This window comes from Marininema halotolerans, from assembly GCF_900116235.1.
Classification (GTDB): Bacteria; Bacillota; Bacilli; order Thermoactinomycetales; family DSM-45169; genus Marininema; species Marininema halotolerans.
Genome location: NZ_FPAA01000001.1, coordinates 403,669 through 414,392, shown reverse-complemented (window position 1 = coordinate 414,392; position 10,724 = coordinate 403,669). Strand labels below are relative to the sequence as shown.

At 43.3% G+C, this 10,724-nt stretch carries 9 protein-coding genes; 6 read left to right on the top strand and 3 right to left on the bottom strand.

What is annotated here, in order from left to right:
* Positions 1-62: 62 nt before the first annotated feature.
* Positions 63-1,739, bottom strand: a complete 1,677-nt coding sequence (locus CHX35_RS02060) for a hypothetical protein (RefSeq protein ID WP_091833071.1) — start codon at positions 1,737-1,739, stop codon at positions 63-65.
* A gap of 253 nt (positions 1,740-1,992) precedes the next feature.
* On the opposite strand from CHX35_RS02060, the gene CHX35_RS02055 reads away from it, so the two are divergent.
* Positions 1,993-3,300 (top strand): M14 family metallopeptidase, encoded by a 1,308-nt coding sequence (locus CHX35_RS02055; protein ID WP_091833067.1) that lies wholly within the window; start codon positions 1,993-1,995, stop codon positions 3,298-3,300.
* Between the two features lie 109 nt (positions 3,301-3,409).
* Here the strand turns inward: CHX35_RS02055 and CHX35_RS02050 are convergent, their stop codons facing one another.
* Together CHX35_RS02050 and CHX35_RS02045 are read right to left on the bottom strand one after the other, a co-directional pair.
* Positions 3,410-4,258: a hypothetical protein gene (locus tag CHX35_RS02050; protein WP_091833064.1), complete on the bottom strand. Its 849-nt coding sequence runs from the start codon at positions 4,256-4,258 to the stop codon at positions 3,410-3,412.
* Positions 4,259-4,334: 76 nt separating this feature from the next.
* Positions 4,335-4,865, bottom strand: a complete 531-nt coding sequence (locus CHX35_RS02045; protein WP_091833060.1) for a hypothetical protein — start codon at positions 4,863-4,865, stop codon at positions 4,335-4,337.
* A gap of 461 nt (positions 4,866-5,326) precedes the next feature.
* Between CHX35_RS02045 and CHX35_RS02040 the strand changes: the two genes are divergently transcribed.
* The 5 genes from CHX35_RS02040 to CHX35_RS02020 all read left to right on the top strand — a co-directional run bounded on the left by CHX35_RS02040 (position 5,327) and on the right by CHX35_RS02020 (position 10,543).
* Positions 5,327-6,592, top strand: a complete 1,266-nt coding sequence (locus CHX35_RS02040) for an MFS transporter (RefSeq protein WP_091833057.1) — start codon at positions 5,327-5,329, stop codon at positions 6,590-6,592.
* 268 nt (positions 6,593-6,860) lie between these two features.
* A complete protein-coding gene (gene yknW, locus CHX35_RS02035) occupies positions 6,861-7,529 on the top strand; it encodes a YknW family membrane protein (RefSeq protein ID WP_245838584.1) in 669 nt (222 codons plus the stop codon).
* Positions 7,530-7,548: 19 nt separating this feature from the next.
* Positions 7,549-8,664 carry an efflux RND transporter periplasmic adaptor subunit gene (locus CHX35_RS02030; protein WP_091833051.1) on the top strand — a complete coding sequence of 372 codons (1,116 nt, stop codon included), beginning with the start codon at positions 7,549-7,551 and terminating at the stop codon, positions 8,662-8,664.
* The gene (locus CHX35_RS02025; protein WP_091833048.1) at positions 8,661-9,347 is read left to right on the top strand and encodes an ABC transporter ATP-binding protein; all 687 of its coding nucleotides are present in this window, start codon (positions 8,661-8,663) and stop codon (positions 9,345-9,347) included. The genes CHX35_RS02030 and CHX35_RS02025 overlap by 4 nt, the downstream gene beginning before the upstream one ends.
* A complete protein-coding gene (locus tag CHX35_RS02020) occupies positions 9,347-10,543 on the top strand; it encodes an ABC transporter permease (protein WP_091833045.1) in 1,197 nt (398 codons plus the stop codon). The genes CHX35_RS02025 and CHX35_RS02020 overlap by 1 nt, the downstream gene beginning before the upstream one ends.
* The last annotated feature ends 181 nt before the right edge of the window (positions 10,544-10,724 follow it).

The following is a 10,724-nucleotide window of genomic DNA, read 5'->3' as shown; positions in this document are numbered from 1 at the left end:
GCAGATTGATTTGAAAAGTTTCTTCTGTTTTTGATTGAAACAAGAGAAAAGAATATGAGGCTTTACAACGGAAACTCTGTATTCTCCTCGTCCCCTGAAGGAGGGAGAGGGAGGTCACAGGGTTTTCCCCAGCTTTGCGAGACAAGTAGACGAATATATTCGGCATGGGTGAGTGGATCAGGGGTTTCTCCCATCTTTTCACCCTTGGGGGTGATGAAGGTAGAAAGAGTTTCTTCATTCCCCCCGACCTGTTCTAATGCAGTAAGGTAAAGCGAGGGGTCTCGGTCGCACAAGAGTTCATAATGTCCGCGTTCTCCGGTTAAACGGACGGATAAGTGGGGCAGTTTTCCCTCTGATTCGGTATCCGTCGCCCAGAAAGGACCATAAGGAGTTGGTTGGCGGTGATTCTGGTCAAAAGCCTGTGCGGCTTTTAATAGAGATGGGTGAGTGGCAGGGAGGATCCCTAAGCGTGCCCAACTCATCCATGCCATCTCTCCTTCTTTTGGTAGGCTGCATTGTTCTTCCCAGGATGTCAAGGTTGAAGACCATTGTCGGATCATCTCTACTTCCCCTGCGGTTTTCCCTAGATCGATGGCACATCGCAGTGCAGCAAGATGTAAAGGAAACGAGCTTTTCTGAGGTGCATGAGGTCCGCCATGATGAATGAGGAAAGAGACTGCGGGCACAACAGTCGATTGAAATGAGCGGATCGCTTCCAGTTGCCATATCAAAAGAAGCGCATAGGCGGTTTGATGAGGACAAGAAGGAGTGGGTGACAAAGAAGGATCAAGCGAAAAGGTGCGTGGGAATCCCCCATCCGTTCCTTGTTTTTTCAACAGGAAACGGAGGATGACTTTAGCGCTTTTGTGATCCCCAGCACTCCAAAACGCAGTTGCCATACGATAAGAGGATTCCGCAGTATACTGGATGGGTCGTGAGAGAGAGGGAGCGATGGCTCCAGGATGAGCTTTGTCTTCTAAACTTTTAAGAAGCATGATGCTGGAATAATAAAGAGGCGATGCCCAGCCATCGATATCATTGAGACGCTTACAATATTGTTGCCATTCAGTGCGATATTGGGAAAGGATATCGGTCCATGACTGGCGGAGGGTTTCTTGGACGTGTTGGGCGGCTTCCTCTTCCGTGGCACCAAAGCCCATAACGAGGCGAAACCCACCATCCTCAGGGATCTGTATACGGCTTGTCGATGAGGTTGTAGACACCTTATGGTTCTCATCGTGTATGAAGGCAGAGGAAGTGGCAAGAATGGCGACCCCATTCTTCTGATTATTAACCATCCAGTCCCCTTCGCCATGGGGTTGTTGGACGATAGTGGGCGGTGATTGTTCGGGGGCGGCATCCCAATGAACTTCCATCTGATAATCAGTCGGTACGCCTTGTAACGCTTCCAGGCGAACATGCAGTAAGAAGCAGGCGCGTTTGGGGTCGGTAAAGGCTAACTTACTTAGACGAAAACTCCCCATTGGATCACTATTCACTTGGCGAAAGATGGGAACATCTGGGTCAGGACGTTCTATTATACGGATCAGATGATCACTTTCATAGAGACGCTGCCCTTTATTATCGACAAGGACGAGTTCGAGCCGTCCTTGAGGAGTCGATAAATCTGGATAATAAATGTCTTCCACCCTGCCGTTTAAAAGGGTAAACCATACCGGGGAATTGGGGTTGAAGGCTGTACCTAGCCCTTCCCGTACGAGCTCCATGTTGGATGTCATGGGATCCTCCTCCTCTATTCTCTAGGTGAGCATCCGCCAGGATTCAGTGGATACCCTAAGCGATTCCCTATGAATGGGGAGTATTCCTTCTCTTTTTACATGAACAATCAGGCAAGCTGTTTAGTCTGAAATAAATAATTTTTCGGACAATATTGAAAATAATTAAAAATTTTTATATTATGGAAACGTAGTCCAATTACCCCAAGGTTGGCCAGCCGGTGAAGTCAGGCCGGTAGAAAGGAGAGGGATCGTAATGAGGAAAGTTTCTCGGTGGTGGGTAGGATCTCTTGTGCTTTTGGTGGTGGTGGCTGTCGCGGTTGGGGGATTATGGGGTATGAATGGATTTTCTGCCTCGGCTGCTAAGGAAGAAGTGAAGGTACCGTATCGTCTCGATGGGGTAAGTACTAAGGAACAGCGGACGCGGATTGTACGTGCGGGTTTTTCGATTGATGAGGTGGGCAAAAATTATGTCGTCACCACACTAGATGCGAGTGATGCTAAAAAATTAAAATCAATGGGCTTTAACCCTAAAAAGCAAATCACTAGCATGGACTTTCCAAATAAAGATGCAAACTACCATAACTATAACGAGATGAAAGCAGAGATTGATCAAGTAGCCAGTGCACACCCGGATATTGTAAGCAAGTTCAGTATTGGTAAATCCTATGAAGGGAAGGATATCTGGGCAGTAAAAATTAGTGATCAGGTAAATAAAGATGAGAATGAGCCTGAGGTACTCTATGTAGGTGGACACCATGCCCGGGAGCATTTAACCATTGAGATGACTTTAAATCTGATGAAATGGCTGACGGATGACTACGGATCAGACAGTCGTGTTACCAATCTCGTAAATAACCGGGAAATCTACATTGTGTTTAATTTGAATCCAGACGGTAGTGAGTACGATATTAAAAGTGGATCCTATCGATCCTGGCGGAAAAACCGTCAACCTAACAGTGGCTCCTTCTTTGTAGGAACGGATCTTAATCGGAACTGGGGCTATAAATGGGGCTGCTGTGGTGGTTCAAGTGGCAGTACTTACAGTGAAACCTATCGTGGTAAATCCGCCTTCTCTGCCCCTGAAACCGCTGCATTAAAGAAGTTTATTGATAGCCGGGTCGTAGGTGGAAAACAACAGATTAGTACGGCAATTTCGTTTCATACCTATAGTGAGCTAATCCTATGGCCATACGGTTATACCTACAGTGATACCCCTTCGGACATGAGTGTGGATGATCACAATGTATTTGAAACCATGGGGAAAGCGATGGCGAAAACAAACGGATATACTCCCCAGCAGTCCAGTGAACTGTATATTGCTGATGGAGATATGACGGACTGGGCCTACGGACAGCATAAGATTTTTGCCTTCACCTTTGAGATGTATCCCACATCCTCCCGTCAAGGAGGCTTTTATCCTCCGGATGATGTGATAACAGAGGAAACGGAACGGAATAAGGATGCGGTATACTACCTTGCTGAGAAGGCCGAATGTCCCTATGATACGATCGGTAAAAAAGCGCAGTATTGCACCGATACAAGCAAGAAGGGCAAGAAGTAAATAAGAGAATATCGCTTTTAAAGGTGGAAATGAAACACCCAATAACCCCCCTGTCTTCTTGATAGGGGGGTGTTCAACATTTGTAAATGAATAGCAAGTCAATATATGTTTATTGTAGCATATTCTTTTTCTTTAAAATATCTTTCAATTCGTTAAAGGGAATAGGAGTAGAAATGATTGATGTTACCAGAGGCAACACGTATGTTTTACCGTGATAATCATAATACAGTTTAGGCTGTACCTGTACATTCTTCTGTGAGATGGTAGTCATATTAATATCTTTTTTTAGAGTGATCTTTTTATTCGGAAGTATCTTTTGGCTGATATCGGGTTTATTAAAGCGAAAATGCTTATCATCAATTACAACTTTTTTTAAATAGATGGGTGATGAACCTTTATTTAAAAGGTCGTATTCATGAGTTAGGTGAGCTAACTGACCAGGATCACGATGGTCTAATTTTATCAGAGTTCCAGCAGTTCCTGTTTCTACAGAGAGAGCTTTGTTTTGTAAGGACTTATTCTGTACATCTAAAATCCAATGTCCGATTTTCGTATGATAAACTTTGTTTTTAGTTTTAATGGATATAGATAAATTAGTTAATTTATGAAGACCTACTTTTTCTGGAATTAACGTAACATTGAGAATGTGATATTCAAAGTCATCAAAATGGTCACTCGGTTCCAAAGAGGCATGGGATTTTCCTAGATTAAAATTTTCCACTTTAATGGAGGATACCTCTAATTCATTACTAAAGTCATATACCGGAATTTGAATATGTATTTCGTCACCCGGAAAAGAAGCAAAATACCCTTCCCAATTAGTGTAAATTAAAAGTCCTTTGACTTTTGAAAAATCATAGGTATCCTTTTCTGACTTTGTCCACTTTTCTGCACACCCAGTACTTGTAAAAGAAAGAAGTAAAATTATAACTACGTTGAGTATTTTTCTATAGATCATTTACTTCACCTGCTATTTAATATTTCGGAGGGAAGATATAAATTAATTAAAATTAATATTTATAATTGTTATTTGTTTAATTCAAAATCTTAGGCTTATAAGATAGGTGGTGGTATTTTCGAGGATAACACTTTGCGTACTTATCCACAGGGATGGTTGAATGATCAGAGTGAATATATTTTCTTTGGGTTACTTTCCAACGAGAATAAACAGGTTTCCAATAGATACCTACTTTTTGTCCTGTTTTTGCATAAGTTGAAAAAGAGGCTGTTGTGGAATTTGTTTTTGTGACATCGTAACCAAGAGCGGCTGTTAATTTACTATAACTTACATTAACCGTACCAGTGACTTTGTTGGCTACACTTATTTTTTTTGATAATTTTACAGTCCCTGCTCCCCATGCGGTTACGCCTAAATGCCATTTCCCTCCTACACGACTAATCGATTTCTTTTTGTAGACTTTCCAATATTCATAGTAGGTTGACCCATCCTTTTGTTCGATATGTTTTGGTGTACTTGCTTGATCTGCGTAGGACACTTGATTAAAGCCTAGTAGTGATGCGGACAGCATAATAGTGAAGGCAATCAAAAACAATTTTCTTTTCAAATTAGCTACCTCCTAAATTCTTCCCTCCGATCTTTATTATACAAATAAACAACTTTTAATCAATACATTTTTTAATAAAAAGTACTATTTAAAAGAATGAAAAGGCCAATTTCCCCTATAATACGATCGGTAAAAAAGCACAGTATTGTACTGATACAAGCAAGAAGGGAAAGAAGTAAATAAGGATATATATCGATTTTAAAGGTGGAAATGAAACTCCCAATACACGGATTGAACGCCTTTTTACGCACAGAATAGCGACCTCTTAACGAGGCGCGTTCATCGCTATGTGGTTGGCTATTACGGAGGTATGGGAGCAGTTATATTTGTCATATGGGAGATGTATAAATAATATCGTGGTCGTTTCATTAAATTATAATCCAATAATACTAAATTTAATTGATATAGTATACTATAATAGTAATTAATAAGGTCATTCATATAGAGGTGGACGATATACGGTGAAAATTAATCTTAAAATTTTTCATAATCGGAATGTCCTTTTCTATTGGATGGCGGTATGGGCTTCTGCCTTGGGCGATGCCATTCTTATTCTCGCTATCTCGTGGTTTATTGTGGAAACCACGGATTCGGGTGTGATCTTAGGAACATTTATGATGTGCATGGGGATGGCCCGCATTATCTTCATGGTCATCGGAGGTGTTTATGTGGATCGCTTCCCGCCGTTAATGATCATGAAAATTTCTTTGCTGATAAGAGCGGGGATCCTATCCTATCTGATGTACGTGATGGTTTCCGAGATGGAATTCGCGATTGGGCTATATATAGGAGCAATTGTATTTGGAATGGTGGATGCATTCTTTCTACCAGCGGCTGCGGCGATTCGACAACGCCTTGTATCGAGTGAGCACTTCTCCCAATTAAATAGTCTGCTTCTCGTTGCAACACAAACATCTGTAATGGTTGGTCCGTTACTGGGTAGTTTCCTTATTCGTAAAGGAGATTATCTAATGACGGTGGGGGCCGTGATTGCTTTGTTTCTAATTGCAATGGTTATGCTACAGGCGGTTATTCTTCATCAATCCTTAGACATGAAGAAGGAGAACTTAAAGCGAAGTAACCATTCGAAAGGAGCATTTTTCAACGAATTAGTTGAGGGATTTAGATATATCGTGAACACCCCGATTATCCTAACAATGATGATTGTTGCAATGCTAGTCAATGCGGGGGTCAGTGTCCTAACGGTTGCCCTTCCTTTTTTAGCCCAGCATTTCGGAAGCGGGGCAGAAGGGCTTAGTATGATGAATGCCGCGATGGGGTTTGGGGGTGCGATTGGAGCGGTTGTATTTACATTGTGGACGATTAAAATGCCCACACCGCAAATGAATCTTACAGCTTCATTCATCGAAGGCTCGGCGTTGTTTTTTATTGCACTCACGCCAAATCTGTGGGGGGTTGGGTTGTTATTGGGGGTCATTGGATTTACTACAACGGCCATCAATGTGATTGCCCCCAGTGTAAATCAGTCCATTATTCCAAAACCACTTATGGGTCGAGTCGTTAGCGTCATGATGGTTGTCATGACGGGATTGACACCGTTTGCGCAATCATTCGCAGGCTACCTTACTGAGAAAATGTCTACTCATCATGGCTTGATGTATGGTGGGGCACTGGAGCTATTCGCATCAGGATTGGCTTTTTTTATTCCTGCAGTACGTAATTACAGTGCCCACTATGTGAAGAAACGAATTAATCAAAGGGGTTAATTATTGATGAAGGGTCTTATCGATGAGGCATGAGATGATTTGCAAAACGGCGCTATTTATCTTGGGAATTCGAAATTAAAAATAAAAAAACATCAAACGTGGGAATGTATCCAACAATATCGTTTGTAAATCTTATTGCCTATTCCTTGAGAAGAAGTAATAAAAGCAGTATACTAACGATATATTTCCTTATTTTACGAAAGGGGGGAATGTCCGGAATTTTTCTGATACATAAAAAAGATAAACATGAGGAGGACTTTCATTGGAAATGAACACCCAGCAAGAAGAAATGGTTACATCGACTAAGAAGCCATCCCTACTCGGTATCATTACAGAACCGACGACACAGTTTCAACGGATTGCCGAAGGGCCTGTTTTCTGGTCAGCCTTTCTAATTATTTTGCTTTTATCGAGTGTAGTGATGGGGATCACGTCTTATGTTGCGGTACCTCATATGGGTGTAGTGATTTTGGCAGTAGTTGGCGTGTTGATTGGTATACCGGCTGGGCTATTGCTTACTGCTCTCTTTCAATGGCTCTTTTTACTGTTACTCGGTGGAGAAGCTGGCTATAAAAAGGTCTTTGCACTCAATGTCTATTTATCTGTCATTGTACTGCTGGGGTCGATCGTACAAGGAGTTGGCATGTTACTCACCGGTGATGTAGATGCAAAGGATCTCGAAAATTTGACCTCTGTTACCAGTTTAGCAGCCATCATTCCTACGGATACTCATATGATGAAAGCGGTCTTAAGTAGCATTGAGGTTTTTTCTATATGGCATTTAATATTGACAGCCATGGGGTTAACCGTTGTAGGAAAAGTCAGCTCTGCCAAAGGATGGACGATTGCGATTGTGCTCTTTGTCATCGGGGTCGCTTTTGCTGCAGGAGCAGGTGCTCTGGGGGATATGGTTAAGGATTTTGCACCGCCTCAATAATTGATAGAAGGGTGAAAGAATGAACTATAAAAAAATATGGATAGGGACAGGGATTTGCTTGTTGGTGGGGGGCATGCTCACCTTTTCTTTGTTACGGACTTCCCATGGTGAGACCGCTGTCAAATTGGTCTCGATGGAGAAGAAGGAATTTAAGGAAACGATTCTTACCTCGGGTTTGCTTGCATCTGAAAAAGAACAGAACGTGTATATGCAACCAGGGGGAAGCGAAGTTGAGCGCTTATATGTAAAGCCGGGAGACAAGGTGAAGAAGGGAGATCGGTTAGTTAAATTTAAGAATATGAACCAAGTGGATGTGGAAGCGGTCAAATTGGAAGTGGAACGGGCACGATTGAGTCGTGTCCAGTTAAATGATCAGCTTCAAACGTTAAAGAAATCATCCCCTTCACCCACCGCGAATACGGGGAACGATCAGCATACGCAGTCAGGAAACATCGAAACACCTGCTACAGAAAAGGAATTGCGTAATCAGCTTCAACTTGCGAATTTAGAATATAAACAAGCCCAGGAAAAGTATAGGCAAGCCCAGGAGCAGTTAGCGGATCTAACGGTGACCAGTCAACATGGCGGGACTGTAATTCGGGTCAATTCCGGTGAACCTTCCCAGGAAGGGACGGGACCTATGATCACCGTTGCTGACCTTAAAAAGCTAAAGGTCAGCGCGGAGATCTCCGAGTATGATGCGTTGAAAATCAAGAAGGATCAACGTGCGATTGTCCGGGCGGATGCCCTCCCTGATAAGAAATGGTCAGCCCAGGTGACGGAAGTGGGAATGCTGCCGAAGGATGAGAAGATCGGAGAAGGATCCCAACAGATTATGTACCCGGTTTCCATCAGCTTGAATGAAAACGCTTCTCTTAAACTGGGTTCACGATTGATGGCAGAAATTATCCTTTCCTCAAAAAAAGTGAATTCCTTACCCGTCAAAGCCGTGATTAAAAAGGGAAAGGATCATGTCTTTATACTAAAGGGGGAAAAAGCGGTTAAGAAACGAGTCAAAACAGGCAAAACGGGAGAGGGTCGAATTGCGATCATTTCTGGCATTACCCCTTCCGATCGTGTGATTGCCAATCCTTCTCCTGATCTAAAAGATGGAGCGGAAGTGAGCGTCAAGTGATTCACATACAAGGGGTAACGAAGTCGTATGGTCAAGGGAATCTTAAAACGGATGTGCTAAAGGATATTCATTTGACGGTGAGTGAAGGGGAATATGTGGCCATTATGGGCCCTTCCGGTTCTGGGAAATCGACGTTAATGAATATTCTAGGTGCGCTGGATCGGCCTACTCAGGGAACCTATCAATTTCAAGGGAGAGATCTCTCCCAGATGGAAGCTATTGAATTGGCTCGGGTTCGCAACCAGTCCATCGGGTTTATTTTTCAACAGTTTCAATTGCTCTCTCGTTTAACTGCCCAGAAAAATGTAGAGCTTCCCTTAATCTATGCAGGTATTCGTGGTCTCAAGCGGAAAGAGATGGCAACGACGGCGTTGAATCGAGTAGGATTAGCGGATCGGAGAGATCATTTACCTTCGGAACTCTCAGGAGGGCAACAACAGCGAGTCGCGATTGCTCGTGCACTTGTGAATCAGCCGGATTTATTATTAGCGGATGAACCAACAGGTGCATTGGATCAAGCATCGGGGGATAACGTGCTGGACCTCTTTGATGGCCTTCATCAGGAGGGAAAGACCATTGTGATGATTACCCATGATTCAGAAGTGGCAGCTCGCGCGAATCGTCGCATTGACATCTTAGATGGGCGAATCAAAGAGACCTCTCAGGCAGGGGGGAGTGTCTGATGAGGGTTTGGGAAAATATCCGCATGGCCCTTGATGCGATCCTTGCTCATAAGATGCGTTCGATTCTGACGATGCTGGGTATCGTTATCGGGGTATCCTCGGTGATTGTCATTGTTGCGATTGGTCAGGGTGGGGAAGCGAAATTATCCGAAACCTTCACTGGGGCGGGTAACACCGTAACCATTACCCCTGCGATGAAGGTATACGAAAAATCAAATGGTGAACTGCCTCCCGATTTTTTCACGGAGCGGGATTTGCAACAACTCAAGTGGATTGCTGGAGTCGAGGATGTCATCACGACACAGATGGAATCTGGAGACCTTTATTATCGAACCAAAGATTTTAAAGGTGCGATGATTTATGGAATTAACACCAATGCCATCTTAAAAGCAGATGATCGAAAGGTAAAAACTGGGCGATCCTTTGAACCTGCAGATTATCGTGGAGGAAATGCGGTCGCCTTAATAACACCCAGTGTACAAAAGAAATTATTTAAAAATAAGAGTGGCATCGATAAGATTATCCGAGTGGGGAATCAGCCGATTCAGGTTGTTGGAATCTTAGAGGAGGCAGAGGGTCTCTTTGCGATGATTGGGGATAACAATATTTATCTCCCTGATAAGACCTGGACACGGATCTATGGACAAGCGGATATATCGGATATCAAACTAAAAATTGATAAGCAATACTCGGTGGAATCTGTAGGGAAGAAAGCGATTCAAACATTGAATGAGAATCACAGCACAAAGGGCGAATATGAAGTTCAAAACCTGGAGCAAATCGGAAAAGGCATTCGTAACGTTACCAACATCATGACGGCGGTTATTGGCAGCATTGCAGGGATCTCGCTATTGGTAGGAGGCATTGGTGTCATGAACATCATGCTGGTTTCGGTCACGGAGCGAACCAAGGAGATCGGGATCCGTCTCTCCCTCGGAGCGACTCGTTCCAATATCCTCGTCCAATTCCTTACGGAATCGGTGACTCTCTCCTTGATCGGAGGGCTGATCGGCTTGGCACTCGGCTCCTTGATTGCATGGTTGATTGGTATCTTGAGTCCATTACCTACCTTAGTATCGCTACCTGTAGCGATCGGTGCTGTGCTCTTTTCGATGATCTTTGGTGTTACCTTTGGTATTTTACCTGCGAACAAAGCATCCCGTATGGATCCGATTGAATGTCTGCGAAGGGATTGAATTGAGTTTCGACAACATCTCTGACGCGAGGGGAGAAACTTCGAACAAATTGAAGGAACTACAGTAACATTTCCCTACTCCTGGTGGTCAACCAGCTGTAATATTTGAATCCATAGCAGGGTTGATCCCGCTGGAGCATCTATTATTGGGTTAAGTTAGCGCTTATGGAGATGGTATTAAA

Bases quoted from the DNA above. Each gene is read 5' to 3' on its own strand.
- CHX35_RS02060 (WP_091833071.1), bottom strand. From the start codon at position 1,739: ATGACATCCAACATGGAGCTCGTACGGGAAGGGCTAGGTACAGCCTTC.
- CHX35_RS02055 (WP_091833067.1), top strand. From the start codon at position 1,993: ATGAGGAAAGTTTCTCGGTGGTGGGTAGGATCTCTTGTGCTTTTGGTG.
- CHX35_RS02050 (WP_091833064.1), bottom strand. From the start codon at position 4,258: ATGATCTATAGAAAAATACTCAACGTAGTTATAATTTTACTTCTTTCT.
- yknW (WP_245838584.1), top strand. From the start codon at position 6,861: ATGAACACCCAGCAAGAAGAAATGGTTACATCGACTAAGAAGCCATCC.
- CHX35_RS02030 (WP_091833051.1), top strand. From the start codon at position 7,549: ATGAACTATAAAAAAATATGGATAGGGACAGGGATTTGCTTGTTGGTG.
- CHX35_RS02020 (WP_091833045.1), top strand. From the start codon at position 9,347: ATGAGGGTTTGGGAAAATATCCGCATGGCCCTTGATGCGATCCTTGCT.